The organism is Amycolatopsis aidingensis (assembly GCF_018885265.1).
GTDB lineage: Bacteria > Actinomycetota > Actinomycetes > Mycobacteriales > Pseudonocardiaceae > Amycolatopsis > Amycolatopsis aidingensis.
Genome location: NZ_CP076538.1, coordinates 829,834 through 852,107, shown reverse-complemented (window position 1 = coordinate 852,107; position 22,274 = coordinate 829,834). Strand labels below are relative to the sequence as shown.

The window sequence follows — 22,274 nt, the reverse complement described above, 5'->3', positions numbered from 1 at the left end:
CGGTCAGCGCCCCTGTCCCGGCGCCTCGCCGTACGGGTCCTGCGGGCTCAGCTCCTGGTAACCCTGGTAGTCCTGGGCGCCGAAGTCGTCGTACGGGTTGTCGTTCACCTGCCGGTAGATCAGCGTGTGCACCAGCTCGACGCCGGGGATGTCATCGAACTTCAGCGGCTCGTCCGATGCCGACTCGATGATCAGCGTGCCGCAGCCGAAGATCCGGTCGACAAGGCCGTGCTCGAACCGCACGCTGTTGATCCGGGCCATCGGGATGTCGATGCCGGTGCGCTTCACCACACCTTCCCTGGCGATCACCCGGTCGGTGGTGACGATGAAGTGGGTGGTCCGCCAGCGCACGATCGGCGCCAGCACCAGCCAGACCAGCAGCAGCAACCCGACGGCACCGATGGCGATCAGCGCCACCAGGTCCCACGGCGCTTCGATGTCCCTGGCCAGCAGGGCCAGCCAGATACCGCCGCCGAGCACCACCACCAGCACGAACAGCGGGAAGATCAACATCTTGAAGTGCGGATGCTTGTGCGCCACTACCTGTTCCGCCTCGCTGAGCAGGTCATCTGGATAAGCCACCTGCAACACTCCCCGAGCTTGCACCGCTGATGCGCATACCGTACCGCCGGTAGGCCGACCCGGCCGTTCCTACCCGCACAGCCTGGCACATACCGGCTCAGGCCTGGCGCAGGTGAACCACGTCCCCGGCGAAGATGGTGCGGCGTTCGTCCTCGCCGGTCTGCAGCACCAGCTGACCGGCCGCGTCCACGTCCACCGCGGTGCCCAGCAGCGTGGCACCGTCCGGGGTAGCGATCTTGACCTCCTGGCCGATCGTGGCGCAGCGGGCGCGGTAGTCCGCCAGCAGCCCGGCCCGCTCCAGGTCACCGGCCGCCTGTCGCCAGCGCCGCTCCCTTGCCGCCAGCGCGAGCAGCAGCAGCCGGGCCAGCTCGGTGCGGTCGGTGGTGGCCGCGCCCTGCTCGCGCAGCGAGGTGGCCGCCAGCCCGCCGGGCCCCGGCGGCACCGGCTGCGGCGCGGCCAGCACGTTCACCCCCATGCCGAGCACCACCGCGCGCTCGTCCGAGGCGGCCGCCTCGGAGAGGATGCCTGCGCACTTCTCCCGGTCCGGGCCGGCCAGCATGTCGTTCGGCCACTTCAGCACCGCGTCCACGCCCAGTTCGGTGCTCAGGTCGATCAGGGCAAGCCCGGCGACCACGGCCAGCGAGCCGAGCCGGGCGAAGGAGACCTCGGCGGGCCGCAGCAGCACGCTGCAGTAGATCCCGGCGCCCGCAGGCGAGTGCCAGGTGCGGCCTCGCCTGCCCGCGCCCGCCGTCTGCTCCTCGGCGAGCAGCACGGTCCGGTCCTCCGCCTCCTCGGGCACCGCGGCCAGCAGGTCCGCGTTGGTCGAGCCGGTGCTGGCCACCACGTCGAGTGCGGCGTAAGGGCCGACTGGCGCGACGAGCTCGGCCCGCAGCCGCGCCGCGTCGATCGGGGCTTTGCGCTGGTTCATCGGCATCACCTTATGTTTTGCCACGGTGACGTGGCCGACGCCACGCCCACAATCGAACGCCACGGTAGTTAAGCTGCCGGTCCATGAGCAGTGCAACGGAGCCGATCGGGCCGTCGCCGGAGGGTGAACCGGACATTCACACCACCGCGGGCAAGCTGGCCGACCTGTACCTGCGGTACTCCGAGGCGGTGCACGCCGGGTCGACCAGGGCCGTGGAGCGGCAGCACGCGAAGGGCAAGAAGACCGCGCGGGAACGCATCGACCTGCTGCTCGACCCCGGCTCCTTCGTCGAGCTGGACGAGCTGGCCCGGCACCGCTCGACCAACTTCGGCCAGGACGCCAACCGGCCCTACGGCGACGGCGTGGTGACCGGCTACGGCACCGTGGACGGCCGCCCGGTATGCGTGTTCAGCCAGGACGTCACCGTGTTCGGCGGCTCCCTTGGTGAGGTGTACGGGGAGAAGATCGTCAAGGTGATGGACCTTGCGATCAAGACCGGCCGCCCGATCGTCGGCATCAACGAGGGCGGCGGCGCACGCATCCAGGAGGGCGTGGTCTCGCTCGGGCTCTACGGGGAGATCTTCCGTCGCAACACCCAGGCCTCGGGCGTGGTCCCGCAGATCTCGCTGATCATGGGCGCGAACGCTGGCGGGCATGTGTACTCCCCCGCGCTGACCGACTTCGTGGTGATGGTCGACCAGACCTCGCACATGTTCATCACCGGCCCGGACGTGATCAAGACGGTGACCGGCGAGGAGGTCACCTTCGAGGACCTCGGCGGCGGCCGCACGCACAACAGCAAGTCCGGCAACGCGCACTACCTCGGCGCGGACGAGGAGGATGCCATCTCCTATGTCAAGGAGCTGCTGTCCTTCCTGCCGCCGAACAACCTCTCCGAGCCGCCGGTGTTCGAGGCGCCCGAGCCATCCGGCGAGTCGGTCGCCGACGGGGTGACCGACTCCGACCGCGAGCTGGACACCCTGATCCCGGACTCGCCCAACCAGCCCTACGACATGCACGACGTGATCACCAGGGTGGTGGACGACGGCGAGTTCCTCGAGGTGCACGAGCTGTTCGCGCCGAACGTGCTGGTCGGCTTCGGCCGGGTGGACGGGCAGAGCGTCGGCGTCGTGGCCAACCAGCCCACCCAGTTCGCAGGCTGCCTCGACATCGACGCCTCCGAGAAGGCGGCCCGGTTCGTGCGCACCTGCGACGCCTTCAACGTGCCGGTGCTGACCTTCGTGGACGTGCCAGGCTTCCTGCCCGGCACCGACCAGGAGTGGAACGGGATCATCCGGCGCGGGGCGAAGCTGATCTACGCCTACGCCGAGGCGACCGTCCCGCTGGTCACCGTGATCACCAGGAAGGCCTACGGCGGTGCCTATGACGTTATGGGCTCCAAGCACCTCGGCGCCGACTTCAACGTGGCCTGGCCGACCGCGCAGATCGCGGTGATGGGCGCGCAGGGCGCGGCGAACATCGTGCACCGCAAGACCCTGGCCAAGGCGACCGAGGAGGGCGAGGACGTCGAGGCGCTGCGCGAGCGGTTGATCCAGGAGTACGAGGACACCCTGTGCAACCCCTACGTCGCGGCCGAGCGCGGTTACGTGGACACGGTGATCCCGCCCGCGCACACCCGCGGCTACGTGGCCCACGCGCTGCGCCTGCTGCGGGACAAGCGCGAGACCCAGCCGCCGAAGAAGCACGGCAACATCCCCCTGTGAGATCCGCTGTGAGGTGGACATGAGTACCCAGGACTCCCCGATGTTGCGGGTGGTGCGCGGCAATCCCGACGACGTGGAGCTCGCCGCGCTGACCGCCGTACTGGCCGCGGCGACCTCGTCCGGTGGCTCCACTGGCCCCGCCCGCCAGGCACGCCGCTCCCGCTGGGCCGACCCGGCCGCCGCCATGCGCCGCCAGCTGCGCCCCGGCGAGGGCGCCTGGCGCGCCTCCGGACTCCCCGGCTGAACTGGCTACGTAGGGTGGCCGGATGGCCACGAAACGCGACAACGCGCTGCGGTTCTGGGGACGGGAACTGGCGCTCGCCAGGGATTCCCGCGGGCTGAGCCAGGAAGCACTGGCCCAGCAGGCGTACATCTCGCATTCGCTGGTCGCCATGTGGGAGACCGGCCGCCGGTCGCCGAAGACCGAGGACCTGGCCCGGATCGAGGAGATTCTTGGCAGCAACGGCTATCTGTCTCGCCTGCTGACCGAGCTGGTCGCTCGCGAGGTGGCGCACGAGTGGCTGGACCGCTGGATCGAGGTCGAGTCCCGCGCCACCACCATCCTGTCCTTCCAAACCACGGTGGTTGACGGCCTGCTCCAGACCCCGGACTACGCCCGCGCGGTGCTCAAGAACGAGGACCTGGTCCAGGTCCGCCTGGAACGCCAGCGGGTACTGACCGAGGGCGACCCGCCCATGCTTCACGGCCCATTCATCATCGCCAGTTTCGACGGCGGCAGCGATATGGCGTATGTGGACAACCAGCTCCGGGGTAACGTGGTCGAGCAGCCGGAGGACGTGGCAAGCCTGCGGCAGATGTTCGAGCTGTTCCGGGCCGATGCCCTGTCCACCCGGCAGTCGATCGAACTCATCGAGAAGGTGGCGGAGCAATGGACAAACCCCTGAGCTGGCGCAGGTCCTCCTACAGCACCGCCAACGGCGGTGCCTGTGTGGAGGTCGCCTGGTGCAGGTCCTCCTACAGCGGCTCCAACGGCGGCGACTGCGTGGAAGTCGGCAGGCGGGACCACCGCACCGGCGTGCGCGACTCCAGTCCCCGGACACCGGCGCCCTCTGGTTCCCCGCCCCCGCCTGGCGGGCCTTCCTCACCACCCTGCGCTGACCCGCCTCAGCGCGGCGCGGGAAACAGGACGGCGATCTCGGCCACCGCGTCCATGGTCGCGCCATCCGGAGCCCCGCTCGCCGGTTCCGCCTCCGCGATGACGGTGGTGGCCGCGCGCCGGTCGGAATGGTAGTACCGGCCGGTGAACCGGACCCCGGCGAGGTCGAGTGCCGTGGCGGCGCGCGGGGTCACGTTGCCGGTCCCGTGTGTGTCGGCGAGTTCCTTGAGGCTTCCCGCCTCGGCCCGGCCCGGCATGCGCACCCAGGCGATCGCCACGACGATCGTGTTCCCCTTATCGTCCCCGAGCAGCAGCAACCGGCGCCGCAGTGAGCGGCACGGCGTACGCAGGAAGAACTCCCGCACCTGGCCGTAGGAGTGCACGGCGCAGTTCGCGGCCTGCTCGCCCCACCGCTTGAGCCCGCGCCAGCCCAGTTGCCGCCACGCCTGCCGGTACCGGCCGTTCCTGGCCTCGGACTTGCCCTTGCTGGTGCGCGCACGGAGGTCCTGGCTCAGCACGGAGTCGGCCGCCGTACCGGCCGAGCCACCGCCCGCACCGAGACCGCCACCGGCCGCCGCCATCCCGCCCGCCAGCACGGCAGCAGCCACGATCATGCCCCCGCCCTTCTTCGGTGTGATCGGATACTTGGTGCCGTCCTTGCGAGTACGAATGGGTGGAGTCACGGAACAACCTCCCCTGTTGTCTCCGGGCGCCGATTCTGCGAGCACCACCGCTGACCCGGGTCCGGAACCGCGCGGTACCGCCCGAACGGAGCAGGCGACCGCGCAGGCACACCACGCCGCTACGCTGCCCGGCGTGCGTTTCGTACTCGCCTCCGCGTCCCCTGCCCGCCTCGCCGTGCTGCGTGCAGCCGGAATCGAACCCAGCGTCATCGTCTCCGGGGTGGACGAGGACGCGATCATCGCGGGCCTGACCGGCGCCGCACCCGAGCAGGTCACCACGGCCCTCGCCCTGGCGAAGGCCGAGGCGGTGGTGGAGACGGCGGCGGGCACCGGATCGGCGGCCGTCGTGGTGGGTTGCGACTCGATGCTGTTCATCGGTGGCGAGCTGGTGGGCAAACCGGGAACCGCCGAGGTGGCCAGGAAACGCTGGGCGGCCATGGCGGGCCGCACCGGTGAGCTGATCACCGGGCATGCCGTGCTCAGGCTGGACGGCGCGGGCGGGCGGGTCACCGCCACCGGAAGCGAGTCCACCACCGTACGGTTCGCCGAGCCGAGCCAGCAGGAGCTGGACGCCTACCTCGGCACCGGGGAGCCCTTCCAGGTCGCTGGCGGGTTCACCCTGGACGGGCTCGGTGGCTGGTTCGTCCAGGGCATCGACGGCGACCCCTCCAGCGTGATCGGCATCAGCCTGCCGCTGACCAGGCGATTGCTGGCCGAGGTCGGGCTCACCGTCGTCGACTTCTGGCCGTCCCGCGACGGCTGAGACGTTCCACATCCTGGGACGCGTTCCGCGACGGAAGAGCCTCCGGGCGTCCGGCGTTGACCACACTCGGCGCCAGACGAAAAACCCTTCACAACCCCGGAGCTGACCGTGTCTTTCCTACGGACCTACCGCAAGCCCAAGGTCTTCGGCCTGGTGGTGGTCGCCGCGCTCGTACTCGGCGCGGTGCTCGGCTTCCTCGCCCGGCAGACCGGGCAGGACTGGCTGGTCACCGCGCTGGACACGATCGGCACGATCTTCGCCAACCTGCTCCAGGTCACCGTGCTGCCGCTGGTGTTCACCGCGATCGTGCTGGGCATCACCAGCCTGCGCGGGCTGGGCGGGGCACGGACCGCGGCCCGGCTGGGCGGCAAGACCGTGGCGTGGTTCGCCACCACCTCGTTCATCGCCGTGCTGATCGGCATCGCCGTCGGCCGGATCATCAACCCTGGCAGTGGGATCTCACTGCAACCCGCGCAGGAGACCGTGGATGAGCTGGCCGAGCGCGACCAGGGCAGCTGGCTCGACCTGCTGAACAACCTGGTGCCCAGCAACCTCTTCGGGGCCTTCGCCGATGGGAAGATCCTCCAGGTAGTGCTGGTCGCGCTGGCCGTCGGCGCCGCCGTATACGCCCTCGGTGAGCGCGCGGAACCGTTCGTCGCGGTGAACCAGGCCGTGTTCGACATCGTGCAGAAGGTGCTCGGCTGGATCATCCGGCTGGCCCCGATCGGCGTGCTCGGCCTGATCGGCAACGCTTTCGCCACCTACGGCGAGCAGTTCGCCCGCCCGCTGCTGTCCCTGACCGCGGCCGTCTACCTCGGGACGCTGCTGGTGCTGTTCGGGGTGTACCCGTTGCTGCTGCGCCTGGTCGGCGGGGTGAGCCCGGCGCGGTTCTTCCGCAAGGCCTGGACGGCGATCCAGTTCGCCTTCGTCTCCCGCTCCTCCGGGGCGACCCTGCCGCTGAGCAGGCAGACCGCGGTGAACCTCGGCGTGGACCCCGGCTACGCGAGCTTCGCCGTGCCGCTGGCCACCACGACCAAGATGGACGGCTGCGCCGCGGTCTACCCTGCGATCGCGACCATCTTCATCGCGAACCTGTTCGGCATCGGCCTCGGTTTCGGCGACTACCTGCTGATCGTGCTGGTCGCCGTGTTCGGCGCGATCGCCACCGCGGGGGTCACCGGCTGGTTCACCATGCTCACCCTCACGCTGAGCACGCTGGGCCTGCCGCCCGAGGTGATCGCCACCGGAATCGCCGTCATCTACGGCATCGACCCAATCCTGGACATGATCCGCACCGCAACCAACGTCACCGGCCAGATCGCCATCCCGACCTGGGTTGCCCGCGGCGAGGGCCTGCTGGACGACGGGGTGCTGAACACCGCGACCCCGCCCCCGCTCCTCGGCGACACCGGCAAGGCCCCCACCCCCGCCTGACCCGTCGCCGAACGGCCAACGCGCGCATGTGAACAGCCAACGCGCGGATGTGAGCGGCAAACGCGCGCATGCAGACGGCAAACACACCAGCCCGGCGTGTTTGCCGTCTGCGCGCGCGTGTTTGCTCCCCACGCGCACGCGTTGGCCCTGCACAACCATCGCGTGGCACATATGTGGCACCAATCTGAGCCAACCCGGTTTCCATAGGTGCCACATGTGTGCCATAGTGGTGTCATGGACCTGACGCCCCATGTGGAGAATCTCGGCCGCGAGCTCGCGGCGCTCGCCGAGACCGGCGGTGACGAGGCTCGGGAGCTGATCGAGCGCCTGGCCGGATCACTGGAGTCGGCGATCCGGATGACCTTGCTGGAAGCCTTGTCCGGTGCCGCCGACGAGATCACCCGCGAGCTGGCTCCGGGGTCGATCGAACTACGGCTGCGCGGCCGGGACCCGGACTTCGTCGTGAAGCCGCCGCCAGCCGATCGCTCGTCCGAGGGCGGCACCGAGAGCGGTGCCGATGCCGGTGACCCCGGCCCGGCGGCGCACGAGGGCGCACCGGGCGCCGAGGAAGGGGCCATGGTGCGGCTCAACCTCCGGCTGCCCGAACAGCTCAAGACCGCGGTCGAGGAGGCGGCGGGCAAGGAGGGGCGCTCGGTCAACGCATGGCTGGTCCGGGCGGCCTGGTCCGCACTGCGCGGCCCTGGCCGTGAACCCCGCCCGGAACGGCCCGGCAAACCGTCCACGCAGCGCTACACCGGCTGGGTGCGCTAACCACACCGGGCGCGAGCCCGCGCCCTCCCATTCAGCCCCGACCTGCGGGGATTCCTGTTCAACCCCTGAGGAGGGGACAACTATGCCTACTTTCGACACACCCGAACCGATCTCCGTCCGGATCGAACTCGCCGTGGGCCACGTGCGGATGGTCGCAAGCGACCGGGCCGACACCGTGGTCGAGGTGCGCCCTTCCGACGAGTCCGACGAGTCCGATGTGCAGGCCGCGCGGCAGGTCCGCGTCGAGTACGCGAACGGCACCTTGCAGATCAAGGCGCCGAAGATCCGCCCCTTCGACTTCTCCAAGAAGACCCGGTCGGTCGACATCACCGTCGAGCTTCCCGCCGGGTCCAGGGTGGAGGGCAGCGCGCAGCTCGGTGACCTCGGCAGCACCGGCCGCCTCGGCGAGTGCCGGTACAAGACCGGCCTCGGACACCTCCGGCTGGATCACACCGGACCGCTGGACGTCCGCACCTCGACCGGCGACGTCGCGGCCGCGCGGGTCGATGGCAACGCGGAGATCAACACCGGCTCCGGCCGGGTGCAGGTCGGCGAGGTCACCGGCAGCACCGAGGTCAAGAACTCCAACGGGGACATCTCGATCGACCGCGCGGACGCGGGCGGCGAGCTGAAGACCAGCAGCGGCCACATCCGGATCGGCGGGGTAGTGCGCGGCTCGGTGGTGGCGAAGACCGCGATGGGCGGTATCGAAGTCGGCATCGCCGAGCGCACCGCAGCCTGGCTGGACCTGCACACCGGATTCGGGCGGGTGCACAACTCGCTGGAGGCCGCGGCCGGGCCGGAATCCGCGGACGAGACCGTCGAGGTGCGGGCCAGCACCTCGTTCGGCGACATCACCATCCACCGCTCCTGAATGTCCACTTCGGAAGGAAATGCTATGGCCAGCACGCCGTCCCAGCCTGCGATCGTGGCGACCGGACTGCGCAAGTCGTTCGGTGACCACCTCGTGCTCGACGGGGTCGACCTCAGCGTCCCGCGCGCGAGCGTGTACGCGCTGCTCGGTGCCAACGGGGCAGGGAAGACCACCGCGGTCAAAATACTGTCCACTTTGATCAGTTCGGACGCCGGTACAGCGCGGATCTGCGGTCATGACCTGGCGGCCGAACCGGACGCCGTCCGCGCCGCGATCGGCGTCACCGGCCAGTTCTCGGCGGTGGACAACCTGCTCACCGGCGAGGAGAACCTGCTCCTGATGGCCGACCTGCACCATCTCGGCCGGGCACGGGGCCGCAGGCGGGCCGCCGAGCTGCTGGAGCAGTTCGACCTCGCCGAATCGGGCAGGAAGCAGGCGGCAACGTACTCCGGTGGCATGCGGCGGCGGCTCGACCTGGCGATGACGCTGGTCGGCAGCCCGCAGGTGATCTTTCTGGACGAGCCGACAACCGGGCTCGACCCACGCAGCCGCCGCGGCCTGTGGCAGATCGTCCGCGAGCTCGTCGCCGAGGGCGTCACCATCCTGCTGACCACGCAGTACCTCGAGGAGGCCGACGAACTCGCCGACCGGATCGGGGTGCTCGACCACGGGCGGCTGGTCGCCGAGGGAACCGCGGCCGAGCTGAAGCGCCGCATCCCCGGCGGCCACGTCAGCCTCCGGTTCGCCGACGCGCAGCGCCTTCAGTCGGCCGCGCGCCTGCTCGACCGGGCGACGCGCGAGGAGGACACGTTCACCCTGCGCGTGCCGAACGACGGCAGCCTCCGGTCCCTCAAGGATCTGCTCGACCGGCTCGATCGCGAGTCGGTCGAGGTGGACGAGTTGTCCGTGCACACCCCCGACCTCGATGACGTCTTCCTCGCCCTCACCGGCCAACCCCAGAACGAGAAGGTGACCACGCCATGACCACCCACGCCCTGACCGACTCGGCGACGATGCTGCGCCGAAATCTCCGGCACATGCTGCGGTACCCGTCGATGACGGTGCTGCTCGTCGGCATGCCGGTCGTCTTCCTGCTGCTGTTCGTCTACGTCTTCGGCGGCACGCTCGGCGACGGCCTCGGCGGTGCTTCCGGCGGGCGCGCCGAGTACGTCAACTACGTCGCACCGGCAATCATCCTGATGACCGTGACCGCGGTGATCCAGGGGACCTCGATCTCGGTCGCGATGGACCTGACCGAGGGGATCATCGCCCGCTTCCGCACCATGGCCATCGCCCGCGTGTCGGTGCTGACCGGGCACGTCCTCGGCAGCATGATCCAGGCCGCCTTCGCACTGACCATCGTGATCGGGGTCGCGCTGCTGGTCGGCTTCCGGCCGTCGGCGAGCGTGGGCGAATGGTTCGCCGTGGCCGGCGTCCTCGCCGCCGTGACATTCGCGCTCGTCTGGTTCTCGGTGGCGCTCGGCCAGGTGAGCAAGAGCGTCGAGACCGCGAGCAACCTGCCCATGCCGCTGATCTTCCTGCCGTTCCTCGGCAGCGGTTTCGTACCAACCGAGTCCATGCCGGACGGTCTGCGCTGGTTCGCCGAGTACCAGCCGTTCACGCCGATCATCGAGACCCTGCGCGGCCTGCTGATGGGCACGCCGATCGGGAACCACGCACTGTTCGCCCTCGGCTGGTGCCTCGTCATCGCGGTCGGCGGCTACGCCTGGTCCAAGAAGTTGTTCAACCGCGAGTACAGCCGGTGACCCCGGAAACCCAAAGGAGAAGACGATGACCGTGCAGTCACTGCCCGCGGGCCGCGCCACGGGCTGCCCCTTCGACCCGCCGGCGGAACTGGGCCGGATCCGCGAGCGCGAACCGATCACCCGGCTGGCCTTCCCTGACGGGCATGTGGGCTGGCTGGTGACCAGTCACGCCCTGGTCCGCGCGGTGTTCGCCGACAGCCGGTTCAGCTCCCGGTACGAACTCCTGCACCTTCCGTTTCCCGGGGCGCCCGCCGAGTTGCCCCCGGCCCCGCCTGGTGACCCCAGCGGCGTCGACGCACCCGAGCACACCCGCTACCGGAAGCTGCTCACCGGAAAGTTCACCACCCGCCGGATGCGCGAGCTGACCGCGCGGATCGAGGAGATCACCACCGAGTGCCTGGACGCGATGGAGCGACAGGGGCCGCCGGTCGATCTCGTCGAGGCGTACGCGGAGCCCATTCCGATGCGCATGATCTGCGAGCTGCTCGGCGTGCCGTACGCGGACCGGGAGTTCTTCCACCGCAACGCGACCACGGTGACCAGCTACGAGGCCACCATGGAAGAGAAGGGCGCTGCCTACCAGGCCGTGCAGGACTACATGCACGAACTGGTGCTGGCCAAGCGCGCCGAACCCACCGGCGACGTGCTGAGCGACCTGACCACCAGTGACCTCACCGACGACGAGCTCGCCGGGATCGCCAACTTCCTGCTGGGTGCCGGATTCGAGACCACGACCAGCATGCTGGCCCTCGGCACGTTCGCGCTGCTGCGGAATCCGGATCAGTTCGCCGCGCTGGGCACCGAACCGGACCTCGCCGAGAACGCCGTCGAGGAACTGCTGCGGTACCTGAGCATCGCCGACCCCGGCGCGCGGGCCGCGCTCGAGGACGTCGAGCTGGGCGGTCAGTTGATCAGGGCGGGCGAAACGGTCATCCTGTCCGTGCAGGCCGCCAACCGGGACCCCGGGCAGTTCCCCGCGCCGGACGCCCTCGACCTGCACCGGAAGGCCACCGGCCACCTGGCCTTCGGGCACGGCGTGCACCAGTGTCTCGGCCAGCAGCTGGCCAGGGTGGAAATGCGGATCGCCTTTCCCGCGCTGGTCGGCTGGTTCCCGAGGCTGCGGCTGGCCGTCCCGCCCGAGGAGGTCCCGATGCGGGACAAGGCGAACATCTACGGGGTGCACCGGCTCCCGGTCACCTGGGACTGACGGAACGTCAGCGGCAGGGGCGGAGCTGACGGGGGTAGACCTTGATATCCGGCCAGCCGCGGATGTGGCCGGGGGCGGTGTAGCTGCCGGTGCAGCCGTAGTGCTCCCCACCAAGGCCGAACACTTCGGCACGCACCGGGCGCACCTGGCAGGCCGCCGAGCCGGACTGCGAGCAGATGTGCTGGACGACCACGACCTCCGGCTCCCCGCTGCCGGTCACGTCGTCCAGCACGATCAGCCCGGCGTCGGAGAAGTACGGCCGCTCCGCCTGCCGCCAGCCGTCCCCCCTGGAGATCAGCACCTCGCCGATCTCGGCACCGTCCATTGACCCGCGTACCAGGCAGGCCGAGGCCTCCGAGGTCACCGCCTCGACACAGTCCAGTGAGTCCTCGTCCAGCCGGGCACCCATCGCGGTGATGGTGGTCTCCAGCACCGTGTCCGAACCGGGGCCGCCGACCCGCACCCGCGCCGCACGGCCGTCCTGCCCGGCCAGCAGCGCGACCTCGGTGCCGTGCACCCGCGCCGAGGCCAGCTCGCGGCAGGCACCGTCCCCGCACTCCTGCGCCGCGGTGCTGGGGCCGGGCATGGGTGCCGCGGGGGTGGGCTCGGTGCGCTCCGGCCGCAGCAGCACCGCCGTCACCAGCGCTCCCGCCGTCACCACGGCGGCGAGCACCACCGTCAGCAGCACGGAGCGAGAAGCTCGGGGCGGCTGCGGGGTGGTCACATGATCAGGGTAAATCCAACCGCACCACCCGGCGAGGTAGCTCAAAGTGCCCGACTATGTTGTTCCTGTGAGCAACCCTGTGAGCAACGTGGACACCATGAGCAACCCGAACGCCGGCAAGCCCGCCCCGCAGCCCGTGCCGCCCGGCTTCCCGCCGATGGTCTATGTCCCATGCGGGCAGTACCCGACCGGCGAGGGCGGCAGCACCATGGCCGCCGAGCTGCGCCGCACCGAGGACGGCAAGCTCGCGCTGCTGGCCTACTCCGCACTGGACCGGCTGGTGCGCTGCTGCGGCCAGCACCAGCCGTGGGTGCTGGTGCGCAGCGAGGAGCTGAGCCGGATCTACCAGGCCCAGCCTTACGAGGCCATCCTGCTGGACACCGAACTGCCCGAGCGGCTAAGGCACGACGCCGCCGCCTCCGGGTGAGCCGCCTCTCATCACCGCGCGGGCACAAACCGGCACTTCTGTCCGTAAACTGCTGCGAGGCCCACCGGTGCAAGGGCGCACCGGCGAGTCGAGGCCGGAGTTTCACGAACAGGAGGCAGGCGTGCCCGAACCAGCCAAGGCGACTCAGGGCGGACCGGTCACGAAGGTGCTCATCGCCAACCGCGGCGAGATCGCCGTACGGGTGATCCGCGCGGCCAAGGACGCCGGTCTTGGCACCGTCGCGGTCTACGCCGACCCGGACCGGGAAGCGCCGCACGTCCGGCTCGCCGACGAGGCCTTCGCGCTGGGCGGCAGCACCGCGGCCGAGACCTACCTGGTCTTCGACAAGCTGCTCGACGTGGCCAAGCGCGCTGGCGCGGACTCGGTGCACCCCGGCTACGGCTTCCTCTCCGAGAACGCCGACTTCGCGCAGGCCGTGCTGGACGCGGGCCTGACCTGGATCGGGCCGAGCCCGCAGGCGATCAGGGACCTCGGGGACAAGGTGACCGCGCGGCATCTCGCGCTGCAGGCAGGCGCCCCGCTGGTGCCGGGAACCAAGGACCCGGCGGCCAGCGCCGATGAGGTCGTCGCCTTCGCCGAGGAACACGGCCTTCCGGTGGCCATCAAGGCGGCCTTCGGCGGTGGCGGCAGGGGCCTGAAGGTGGCCCGCACCAAGGAGGAGATCCCCGAGCTGTTCGAGTCGGCCACCCGCGAGGCGGTGGCAGCCTTCGGCCGGGGCGAGTGCTTCGTGGAGCGCTACCTGGACCGCCCGCGGCATGTCGAGGCGCAGGTGCTCGCCGATATGCACGGCAACGCCGTGGTGGTCGGTACCAGGGACTGCTCGCTGCAACGCAGGCACCAGAAGCTGGTCGAGGAGGCCCCGGCCCCGTTCCTCACCAAGGAGCAGCGCGCCACCATCCACGAGTCGGCCAAGGCCATCTGCAAGCAGGCCGGCTACTACGGCGCAGGCACGGTGGAGTACCTGGTCGGCGTGGACGGCACCATCTCCTTCCTGGAGGTGAACACCCGGCTGCAGGTGGAGCACCCGGTCTCCGAGGAGACCACCGGCATCGACCTGGTCCGCGAGCAGTTCCGGATCGCCGAGGGCGGGGTACTGCCGTTCACCGCGGACCCCACCCCGCGCGGGCACTCCATCGAGTTCCGGATCAACGGCGAGGACGCGGGCCGCAACTTCCTGCCCGCCCCCGGCACGGTGACCAGGCTGGTGTTCCCGGAAGGCCCCGGCATCCGGGTCGACTCCGGGGTGCAGAGCGGCAGCGTGATCGGCGGCCAGTTCGACTCCATGCTGGCCAAGCTGATCGTCACCGGCGCGGACCGCAGGCAGGCGCTGGAACGCAGCCGCCGTGCCCTGGACGAGATGGTCGCCGAGGGGCTGCCCACCGTGCTCCCCTTCCACCGGGTGGTGGTGCGGGACCCGATGTTCGTCGGGGACGAGGACGGGTTCGCCGTGCACACCCGCTGGATCGAGACCGAGTTCGACAACCGGATCGAGCCCCACCCCGGCCCGGCCGAGACCGGCGAGGAGGAGGCCGAGGCGCGCAGGCAGGTGATCGTCGAGGTCGGCGGGCGCAGGCTGGAGGTCTCGCTGCCCGGCGACCTGGCGCTGGGCGGCAACGGCAACGGCAACGGGGCGGCCAAGGCCAAGCCGCGCAAGCGGGCCGGTGGGCAGAAGACCGCGGTCAGCGGGGACGCTGTCACCGCGCCCATGCAGGGCACCATCGTCAAGCTCGGGGTCGAGGAGGGCCAGCGGGTCGAGGCAGGCGAACTGGTCGTGGTGCTCGAGGCGATGAAGATGGAGAACCCGGTCACCGCGCACAAGGCGGGCACCGTCACCGGGCTCACGGTCGAGGTCGGCTCGGCGGTGAACCAGGGCGCGGTGCTGCTGGAGCTGAAAGACTGAGTGAGTCGCAAGACTGAGAGTTTTTCAGCCTCGGCGGCCACCGGGCCGCTGTCGGCCCTACCATCGAGTGGTGACCGACGACACCGTACCCGAGCTGCGGATCGGCGATGCCGAGCGCGAGTCCGCGATGCAGGCGCTGGGTGAGCACCTGAGCGCGGGGCGTCTCGACGTGGACGAGTACGGCGAGCGCTCGGCCCGGGTCACCATGGCCAAGACCGCAGGCGAGCTCGGCACGATCTTCGCCGACCTGCCCGCACCGCATCCAGGCCGGCCCGCGCCCGGCGCCATGCCCGCGCACGCGCCCCAGCAGGAACCGGCCGGCCGCGGCGGCACCTGGACGGACCGCCCACTGGGCCAACGGATCGCCGCCAGCGCCGTGCCGATCAGCGCGATCGTCGGGATGGTGCTGTTCTTCGCCACCGGTGGCTGGTGGTGGTGGTTCCTGCTGCCCGCCGTGGTCACGGCGATCGGCAGCGGCCTGTGGGGGCAGGACTGGGCGGACGGAGCAGGCTGCGGCAGGCGGCGCTGGCATCGCTCACCCCGGCACCAGCCGTAGGATCATGGTGTGCGCGCCGACCAGCCCCACCTCCGGCTCAGCGACGACGAGCGCCAGGAAACCCTGGACGCGCTCGCCGAGCACATGCGGACCGGCCGCCTGGACGTGACCGAGTTCGGCGACCGATCCAGCCAGGCCACCGCGGCGCAGACCCGCGGCGAGGTCGCCGAGCTGTTCACCGACCTTCCCGAGCCCCGGCCGGCGTTCGTGCTGCCGAACCAGCCCGCGTTCGCCCCGTCCAGGGCGCTGGGGCGCAGGCTGCCCGCTGCGGTGGTGCCGATCGCCGGGATCGCAGTGGTCGCCGCGCTGCTGCTGATCCCCCGGGTACCGGTGTTGTTGCTGCTGGTCCCGGTGGCGCTGGTGCTGGTGGTGCTGTGGCTGCTCGCCGGGCGGCGGGCGGGCTGAACGCCCCGGTGGCGCCGGAAATCCCGCGAACCGACCGACGGTATCCTCCCGCGAGTGGAACCGGTCGAGATCAACGCGGGTAACTACTACCTGCGCCAGCTACGCGCTGACGAACTACTGGACGACCGGCCTGTCCTGCTGGAGGCCTTCGCCGACGCCGCCCACCGGCGATACGTGGACCTGCGCATCGACACCCTCGCCGAGGCCGGTGCCTACGTCACCCAGCGGGCCGAGGAATGGGCGGCAGGCCGGCGCTGCTCCTGGTGTATCGCGGAGCCGACGACGGGACGGATGCTCGGCGAGGTCGGGCTGAAGAAGCTGGACCTGCCCGCGGGCACCGCGGAGGTCGCGTTGTGGGTGCATCCGCAGGCCCGCGGCCAGGGGGTCGCGGTCGACGCGCTGGGCGCGGCACTCCGGTTCGGCTTCGGCGCACTGGAGTTGCGGCAGGTCACCTACCAGCACACGGAGAGCAACGCCGCCTCGGCCGCAGTGGCCAGGCGCTGCGGTTTCCGGTTCGCCCGCGCGGAGGACACCCGCGACGGGGACCGGGAGATCTTCCTGACCCGCGGCCCGGAGGTGGCAGGGCTATGACTGGGCGCACGGCGCTGGCGCTCGTCGCCGTGCTGGCCGTTCTCGTCCCGGCTCCGGCCGCGGCGCAGCCGCGCGAGCTGCCGCCGAAGCTGGACGTGGACGCCGCCATGCAGGCGTTGTCCCAGCGGCAGGTCTACCGCGCCCCGGGCGCGGTGGCCCGGTTCGACGAGGAACTGATCCGCGGTGAGCTCACCCCCGGCATGCGGTTGCTGGTGAGCCCCTACACCGGCCCGTACGAGCAGGGTGCGCACTACGCCAGCGGGGAGGACTACCACGAGCGGGTCTACCAGCCGCTGAAGGAGTGGGCCGAGCGTTCCGGGCACACCCTGATCGAGGTGGCCGGGATCGGCGTCCGCGCCTACGGGGGATCCGCGGCCGGCCCTTCCGATCTCGGCGAGCTGCGGCAGCAGACCGCGTACCTCGACGTGACCGAGGCGCTGTGGTCGTTGATCCGGCACAGCAAGGACGAGGACACCGCGGTGAGCTACCCGCACGACGCGGTCATCGCGCCCACCAGCGACCAGCTCGCCACGCTGACCGCACGGCTGCGGACCGACCGGATCTACAACGCCCCCGGCCGCGCCGACCCGGTGGAACTGCCGCTGGAGCGGGTCGAGCAGCGCACCGGGCTGACCCTGCGGGTGGCGGCCTTCCCCGCGCTGGAACGGGGGCAGCCGCTCGTGGACTACGCGCACGCGCTGGCCAGCGAGTTCCCCAAGGACGTTGTGCTGGTGGCGCATGGCCGCTGGCTGGACGTTGCGGTCAGCGGGTCGGACCACGGCAAGCTGATCTCGGCAAGGGACTACGCCTACGGCCGGTTCGAGAACGCCAGCTTCCGGCAGGGCAGCCCGATGAACGACCGGATCGGCACCGTGCTGACCAGGTTCGACGAGTTGCGGACCGAGCAGGCCTTCAGCCGCCCCCAGCCTGCGCCGTTCGACCTGCGGCAGCGGATCAGCGCGCTGGCACCCTGGGTGCTGCTCGGCTCCGCGGTGCTGCTGGCGGGCCCGCCGCTGCTGTCCTGGCACCGGCGGCGGGCGGAGTGGGTCCGCGCCGAGCGGACGGACCTGCGGGTGGCCAGCGGGGAGGCGGTCACCGAGATCACCGAGCTCGGTGCGCTGGTGGCCGGGGCGGACCGCGGCGGTGCGGAGGTCGCCGCGGCGGCCGAACGGCACGGCACCGCCGCCGAGATGTTCGCGCACGCCCGCACCACCGAGGCGATGCGCGAGGTACGCGGGATCGCGGCCGAGGGCAAGCGGATCCTGCGCGGGGGCGGCTCGTGAAAGGCGCCAGGACCTGGCTCGGTATCCCGCTGTGGGCCTGTTTCGCGGCCGCCATCGGGCTCGCCGCTTTCCTGCTGGTCTTCCGGCCGTGGTCCTCGGCTGACGACCGGATCCGCACGATCGTCGAGGGTCTGCGTGCCGGTCCGGTGTACCAGGAACGGGGCGCGCCGGACTCGGTGGACGCGCGCAGGGCCACCGAGGTGATCGGCGACCGGGCGGTCGTCGCGGTGCTGCTCACCCCGGGCCCGCTGCCGGCCACGGAGCACGTGAACGGGCCGGACTACGCGATGTGCGAGCGAATCGCGGCGCGGGTGCCGACCAATATGGTGATCCTGTTCGCCACCGGGGAGGATGGCGAGTACGGCAGCTCGTACTGCACCGGACCGGAGTTTCCGGCCCCGGCCAAGCCGGGGGCGAGCCTGGCCGAGTTCGAGATGAGCCTGCTGACCGCGGCCGAGCTGTCCGCGCAGTACCGCGCCACCCCGGCCAACCTGACCCCGGAGATCGAGGAGTTCGTGCTCACCTTCGACGCGGAGGCCGCCGGGTACTACGGCGAGCTGCCGCGGCGTGGGGAGCTGCCGGACACCCTGGCCCGCGGGCAGATCGCGCTGGCCTGCGCGGGCATGGTGGCCGCCTCGGTCGCCTTCTTCCTGCTGCTGCGGACGACGGCGCTGGCGTTGCGCGGGCGCAGGCGGGCCGAGCGCGCGCGGGCCCGTCGCCGCCGGGACGCCGAGTCGCGGCTGAACCGGCTCGCCGGGGAGATCCTGCATCCCGGGGACTCCACCGCCGTGGCCACGACCGCCCGCGAGTACACCGAGGTGCTGCGGTTGCTGGAGCAGGCGCGAGAGCCGCACGAGCTGGCCGAGGTGGAGCGGCGGCTGGCCGAGCTGGAACGGGTGCTGCTGCGATGACCTGGCTGTGGATCGGGCTGGCCGCCGCGGTACTGGCCTGCGGTGCCCTGCTGCCGGTGCTGGTGCGGCGCAGGCACACCGCGGGCGACGAGGAGATCTCGGCCAGGGCCAGGTACTTGCGGCTCGGGCACTATGTGGACATCCCCGAACCCAGCACCGACCCGGAGGCGGCCACCCTGCTGCGCAAGGCAAGGGAGCGCTGGCACTCGGCAGGCGCGATCCTGGCCACCGCTTCGTCCGAAAAGGACTTCGAGATGGCCGAACGGCTCGCCGGGCAGGGGCTGAAACTCGTCCGCCAGGCCTACCGGCGGCTCGGCCTGCCGGGACCGGAGTAAGCATGGCCTCGGCGTTCCTTTCCCGGCTGCTCGCGGCGCTGGAGGACTACGGCGGGCGCACCGCGTTCCGGCACCGGGGCGGCAGTCTGAGCTACCGGGCCGCCGGGGAGATCCTGCGCGGGCTGGCCGCGGGCTTCGGCGCCGAATGCGCTGACGCCCCGGTGGCGGTCATGGGCGGGAACCGGCCGGAGACCGTGCTGGCCCAGCTGGCCGCGCAGCTGCGCGGGCTACCGGTGCTGCTGGTCGCGGCCTCGGCAAGCCTGCCGGACCGGGCCGCCGCGCTGCACACGGCGGGGGTGCGGACGCTGGTGGTCGACCCGCGCCGGGAGCAGACCCGCGCGCTGGCCGAGGCCGCCCGCCCAGAGCGGCTGCTGTCCATCGGGCCGTGGCCCGGCGCCCACGACCTGCTGGCAGACCCGTCCCACTGGCCCGATCCGGACCTTGCCGACCTTCCGGACGCGGTGCGCACGATCTTCCCGTCCGGGGGCACCACCGGGCCGCCGAAGCTGATCGAGCACAGCGGGATCTACGACGGGATGGCGCATATCTTCCGGCCGGACCCCGCCGGGCCGGGCCGGGTGCTGGTGGTGGCGCCGGTGTCGCACCTGACCGGGAACGCGGCCGTGCTCGGCGCCCTGCTGCGCGGGGACACCGTGGTGCTGCACGAGGGCTTCGACGCCGGTGCGGTGCTGCGCGATATCGCCGCCGAGCGGGTCACCGAGCTGTCCCTCACCCCGCCGCGGCTCGCGGCCCTGCTGGACCACCCCGCCCGGCCCGGCACCGACCTGAGCAGCGTGCGGTCGCTGTCGCTGGGCGCCAGCCCGTTGCCCGCGCACCGGCTGCGGCAGGCGCTGGCGGTGTTCGGGCCGGTGGTGGGCCAGGGATACGGGCTCACCGAGGCGCCCATGATCGCCAGCATCTCGGCGGCGGAACTGGCGGGGCACCCGGGGCGGCTGGAGTCGGTCGGCCGGATCGTGCCCGGGATGGAGGCCCGGATCGACGACGATGGCGACGGCACCGGTATCGGCGAGGTGCTGGTGCGCGGGCTGGCCCTGATGGCGGGCTACCGGGGGCGGCAGGGAGCGAACGCGGCCGTCGTCGTGGACGGCTGGCTGCGCACCGGCGACATCGGCCGGTTCGACGCCGAGGGCTACCTGTACCTGCTCGGCCGGGCCGACGACGTGATCGTCACCGGCGAGCACGGAACCAGGGTGCACCCCACGATGGTGGAGAACGCACTGACGGGCTGCCGTGGGGTGCGCGAGGTCGCCGTGGTCGGGGTGCCCGGCCCGGAGGGCACGGTGCTGCGCGCGGTCGTCGTGCCCACCGAGCCGGATGCGGTGCGCGCCGAGGACGTCCGCGGCTATGCCCGCGCCACCCTCGGCCAGGAACACTTCGTCCCCGCCGAGGTCATGTTCACCCCCGCCCTCCCGCTCACCGAAATCGGCAAACCAGACAGGAAGGCACTCAGCTGACCGGTTCGGTGATGCCGGAGCGGACCTCGGGGGCGGCGGAGCGGCGAGCATCGGCGGACTCGTCGTTCGGCTGCGACTGGGAGTCCCGCTCGGCCTCAACCCGCGCGTTGTACACCTCGACCTCGCGGGTGATCGTCTCGGCCGACCAGCCGAGTACCTCACCCATCAGCCGGGCCACCTGCTCGGCGCAGTCGGTCCCGCGATGCGGGTACTCGATGGCGATCCGGGTGCGCCGGGCCAGCACGTCCTCCAGGTGCAGCGCGCCCTCGTGGCTCACCGCGTAGATCACCTCGACCCCCAGGTAGTCCGGAGCCGAGTCCAGCGGGCGCAGCAGGTCCGGACGGCCATCGCCGAGCGCCAGCACCTCGTGCACCAGCGAGCCGTAGCGGTCCAGCAGGTGCCGGACCCGGTACGGGTGCAGCCCGTGCTCGGCGGCCACGTGATCGGCCTGGTTGACCAGGGCGTGATAGCCGTCCGCGCCGATCAGCGGCACCTTGTCGGTGATCGAGGGCTGCGGCCTGCCCGCAAGGTCCGCGGCCGCGGCCTCCACCGCATCGGCCGCCATCACCCGGTAGGTGGTGTACTTGCCGCCCGCGATCGCCACCAGCCCCGGCGCCGCCCTGGCCACCGCGTGCTCCCTGGACAGCTTCGAGGTCTCCTCGCTCTCCCCCGCCAGCAGCGGCCGCAGACCGGCGTAGACCCCCTCGATGTCCTCGTGCGTCAGCGGGGTCGCCAGCACGGTGTTCACATGCTCGAGCAGGTAGTCGATATCGTGCCGGGTCGCCGCCGGGTGGGCGAGGTCGAGGTTCCAGTCGGTGTCGGTGGTGCCGACGATCCAGTGGTTGCGCCACGGGATCACGAACAGCACGGACTTCTCGGTGCGCAGGATCAGCCCCGAGTCCGAGACGATCCGGTCCCTCGGCACCACGATGTGCACGCCCTTGCTGGCCCGCACCCGGAACCGGCCCCTGCTGCCGGACAGCCGCTGCAGCTCGTCGGTCCACACCCCGGTGCAGTTGACCACCACGCTGGCGCGCACCTCGGTCTCGCGGCCGTCCTCCACATCGCGGACCCGGACCCCGGAGACCCGGTCGGCCTCGCGCAGGAACCCGACCACCTGGGTGGAGGTGCGCACCACGGCCCCGTAGTGCGCGGCGGTGCGGGCCACGGTCATGGTGTGCCGGGCGTCATCGGCCTGCGCGTCGTAGTAGCGGATGCCACCGACCAGCGCGTCCCGCTTCAACGCGGGCACCATCCGCAGCGCACCGGCCTTGGTCAGGTGTTTCTGCCCCGGCACCGAGCGCGCCCCGCCCATGGTGTCGTACAGGAACAGCCCGGCCGCGGTGTACGGGCGCTCCCAGCCCCGGTGGGTGAGCGGGTAGAGGAAGCTCACCGGCTTGACCAGATGCGGCGCGATCGTGTTGAGCATCAGCTCCCGCTCCCGCAGCGCCTCCCGGACCAGCCCGAACTCCAGTTGCTCCAGGTAGCGCAGCCCGCCGTGGAACAGCTTGCTGGAGCGGCTGGAGGTGCCGGAGGCGAGATCACGCGCCTCGACCAGGGCGACCCGCAGCCCCCGGGTGGCCGCGTCCAGCGCGGTCCCCGCGCCGACCACACCGCCGCCGATCACCACCAGGTCGAAGGTCTCCTCGCCGAGCCGCCTCCAGGATTCCTCCCGCTTCTCCGGCCCCAGTTGTGCCGGGTTGTCCGGCCGCGACCCAGTCACCTGCGCACCTCCTTAACCCTCATGCCCCCAGCATCGCACGTCCCGCCGAGACCGCACGTCGTCGTGGGCGAGCC

Annotated in this window: 24 protein-coding genes and 1 pseudogene; 20 read left to right on the top strand and 5 right to left on the bottom strand. The window is 71.3% G+C overall.

Annotated features, from left to right (window positions below):
* Positions 1 to 3: 3 nt before the first annotated feature.
* The gene (locus KOI47_RS04165; RefSeq protein ID WP_216214131.1) at positions 4 to 582 is read right to left on the bottom strand and encodes a PH domain-containing protein; all 579 of its coding nucleotides are present in this window, start codon (positions 580 to 582) and stop codon (positions 4 to 6) included.
* 97 nt (positions 583 to 679) lie between these two features.
* Entirely contained in the window at positions 680 to 1,510 is an 831-nt protein-coding gene (locus KOI47_RS04160) for a biotin--[acetyl-CoA-carboxylase] ligase (protein WP_216214129.1), read from the bottom strand.
* An 83-nt stretch (positions 1,511 to 1,593) separates the two neighbouring features.
* Here KOI47_RS04160 and KOI47_RS04155 point away from each other — a divergent pair, with 83 nt between their 5' ends.
* From KOI47_RS04155 to KOI47_RS36335, 4 genes and pseudogenes are all read left to right on the top strand, one after another.
* Positions 1,594 to 3,234 carry an acyl-CoA carboxylase subunit beta gene (locus KOI47_RS04155; RefSeq protein WP_216214128.1) on the top strand — a complete coding sequence of 547 codons (1,641 nt, stop codon included), beginning with the start codon at positions 1,594 to 1,596 and terminating at the stop codon, positions 3,232 to 3,234.
* A 19-nt stretch (positions 3,235 to 3,253) separates the two neighbouring features.
* Positions 3,254 to 3,478: an acyl-CoA carboxylase subunit epsilon gene (locus tag KOI47_RS04150; RefSeq protein WP_216214127.1), complete on the top strand. Its 225-nt coding sequence runs from the start codon at positions 3,254 to 3,256 to the stop codon at positions 3,476 to 3,478.
* 22 nt (positions 3,479 to 3,500) lie between these two features.
* Entirely contained in the window at positions 3,501 to 4,139 is a 639-nt protein-coding gene (locus tag KOI47_RS04145) for a helix-turn-helix domain-containing protein (RefSeq protein WP_216214126.1), read from the top strand.
* Positions 4,124 to 4,192: pseudogene (locus tag KOI47_RS36335) on the top strand (DUF397 domain-containing protein); the annotation flags it as partial. The gene KOI47_RS04145 and the pseudogene KOI47_RS36335, both read left to right, overlap by 16 nt.
* Before the next feature lie 167 nt (positions 4,193 to 4,359).
* Here KOI47_RS36335 and KOI47_RS04135 read toward each other — a convergent pair.
* Positions 4,360 to 5,034, bottom strand: a complete 675-nt coding sequence (locus KOI47_RS04135) for a hypothetical protein (protein ID WP_232376531.1) — start codon at positions 5,032 to 5,034, stop codon at positions 4,360 to 4,362.
* 133 nt (positions 5,035 to 5,167) lie between these two features.
* Between KOI47_RS04135 and KOI47_RS04130 the strand changes: the two genes are divergently transcribed.
* From KOI47_RS04130 to KOI47_RS04100, 7 genes are all read left to right on the top strand, one after another.
* Positions 5,168 to 5,797, top strand: a complete 630-nt coding sequence (locus tag KOI47_RS04130) for a Maf family protein (protein WP_216214125.1) — start codon at positions 5,168 to 5,170, stop codon at positions 5,795 to 5,797.
* A gap of 108 nt (positions 5,798 to 5,905) precedes the next feature.
* A complete protein-coding gene (locus KOI47_RS04125; RefSeq protein WP_216214124.1) occupies positions 5,906 to 7,231 on the top strand; it encodes a dicarboxylate/amino acid:cation symporter in 1,326 nt (441 codons plus the stop codon).
* Positions 7,232 to 7,465: 234 nt separating this feature from the next.
* The gene (locus KOI47_RS04120) at positions 7,466 to 8,002 is read left to right on the top strand and encodes a hypothetical protein (protein ID WP_216214123.1); all 537 of its coding nucleotides are present in this window, start codon (positions 7,466 to 7,468) and stop codon (positions 8,000 to 8,002) included.
* Positions 8,003 to 8,084: 82 nt separating this feature from the next.
* Entirely contained in the window at positions 8,085 to 8,876 is a 792-nt protein-coding gene (locus KOI47_RS04115) for a DUF4097 family beta strand repeat-containing protein (protein WP_216214122.1), read from the top strand.
* Between the two features lie 24 nt (positions 8,877 to 8,900).
* A complete protein-coding gene (locus KOI47_RS04110; RefSeq protein ID WP_216214113.1) occupies positions 8,901 to 9,860 on the top strand; it encodes an ATP-binding cassette domain-containing protein in 960 nt (319 codons plus the stop codon).
* Positions 9,857 to 10,642 (top strand): ABC transporter permease, encoded by a 786-nt coding sequence (locus KOI47_RS04105; RefSeq protein ID WP_216214111.1) that lies wholly within the window; start codon positions 9,857 to 9,859, stop codon positions 10,640 to 10,642. The genes KOI47_RS04110 and KOI47_RS04105 overlap by 4 nt, the downstream gene beginning before the upstream one ends.
* Positions 10,643 to 10,667: 25 nt before the next feature.
* Positions 10,668 to 11,849 (top strand): cytochrome P450, encoded by a 1,182-nt coding sequence (locus KOI47_RS04100; RefSeq protein WP_216214110.1) that lies wholly within the window; start codon positions 10,668 to 10,670, stop codon positions 11,847 to 11,849.
* Between the two features lie 7 nt (positions 11,850 to 11,856).
* Here KOI47_RS04100 and KOI47_RS04095 read toward each other — a convergent pair whose 3' ends face one another.
* The gene (locus tag KOI47_RS04095; RefSeq protein WP_232376530.1) at positions 11,857 to 12,573 is read right to left on the bottom strand and encodes a hypothetical protein; all 717 of its coding nucleotides are present in this window, start codon (positions 12,571 to 12,573) and stop codon (positions 11,857 to 11,859) included.
* Between the two features lie 67 nt (positions 12,574 to 12,640).
* On the opposite strand from KOI47_RS04095, the gene KOI47_RS04090 reads away from it, so the two are divergent.
* From KOI47_RS04090 to KOI47_RS04050, 9 genes are all read left to right on the top strand, one after another.
* A complete protein-coding gene (locus KOI47_RS04090) occupies positions 12,641 to 13,000 on the top strand; it encodes an SAV_915 family protein (RefSeq protein WP_232376529.1) in 360 nt (119 codons plus the stop codon).
* A gap of 121 nt (positions 13,001 to 13,121) precedes the next feature.
* On the top strand, positions 13,122 to 14,921 hold the full coding sequence (locus KOI47_RS04085; RefSeq protein WP_216214108.1) for an acetyl/propionyl/methylcrotonyl-CoA carboxylase subunit alpha: 1,800 nt from the start codon (positions 13,122 to 13,124) through the stop codon (positions 14,919 to 14,921).
* Between the two features lie 70 nt (positions 14,922 to 14,991).
* The gene (locus KOI47_RS04080; RefSeq protein WP_216214105.1) at positions 14,992 to 15,477 is read left to right on the top strand and encodes a DUF1707 SHOCT-like domain-containing protein; all 486 of its coding nucleotides are present in this window, start codon (positions 14,992 to 14,994) and stop codon (positions 15,475 to 15,477) included.
* Between the two features lie 9 nt (positions 15,478 to 15,486).
* Positions 15,487 to 15,882: a DUF1707 SHOCT-like domain-containing protein gene (locus KOI47_RS04075; protein WP_216214103.1), complete on the top strand. Its 396-nt coding sequence runs from the start codon at positions 15,487 to 15,489 to the stop codon at positions 15,880 to 15,882.
* A 54-nt stretch (positions 15,883 to 15,936) separates the two neighbouring features.
* Positions 15,937 to 16,473, top strand: coding sequence for a GNAT family N-acetyltransferase (locus KOI47_RS04070; protein WP_216214100.1), 537 nt, complete (start codon positions 15,937 to 15,939; stop codon positions 16,471 to 16,473).
* The gene (locus KOI47_RS04065) at positions 16,470 to 17,756 is read left to right on the top strand and encodes a hypothetical protein (protein ID WP_216214097.1); all 1,287 of its coding nucleotides are present in this window, start codon (positions 16,470 to 16,472) and stop codon (positions 17,754 to 17,756) included. Before KOI47_RS04070 ends, KOI47_RS04065 begins: the two co-directional genes overlap by 4 nt.
* Positions 17,753 to 18,667 (top strand): hypothetical protein, encoded by a 915-nt coding sequence (locus tag KOI47_RS04060; RefSeq protein ID WP_216214095.1) that lies wholly within the window; start codon positions 17,753 to 17,755, stop codon positions 18,665 to 18,667. The genes KOI47_RS04065 and KOI47_RS04060 overlap by 4 nt, the downstream gene beginning before the upstream one ends.
* Positions 18,664 to 19,002 (top strand): hypothetical protein, encoded by a 339-nt coding sequence (locus KOI47_RS04055; RefSeq protein ID WP_216214093.1) that lies wholly within the window; start codon positions 18,664 to 18,666, stop codon positions 19,000 to 19,002. Before KOI47_RS04060 ends, KOI47_RS04055 begins: the two co-directional genes overlap by 4 nt.
* Positions 19,003 to 19,004: 2 nt before the next feature.
* Positions 19,005 to 20,477 carry an AMP-binding protein gene (locus KOI47_RS04050; RefSeq protein ID WP_216214091.1) on the top strand — a complete coding sequence of 491 codons (1,473 nt, stop codon included), beginning with the start codon at positions 19,005 to 19,007 and terminating at the stop codon, positions 20,475 to 20,477.
* On the opposite strand, the gene KOI47_RS04045 is transcribed toward KOI47_RS04050, so the two are convergent.
* On the bottom strand, positions 20,470 to 22,200 hold the full coding sequence (locus KOI47_RS04045) for a glycerol-3-phosphate dehydrogenase/oxidase (RefSeq protein WP_232376528.1): 1,731 nt from the start codon (positions 22,198 to 22,200) through the stop codon (positions 20,470 to 20,472). The genes KOI47_RS04050 and KOI47_RS04045 overlap by 8 nt on opposite strands.
* Positions 22,201 to 22,274 lie beyond the last annotated feature (74 nt).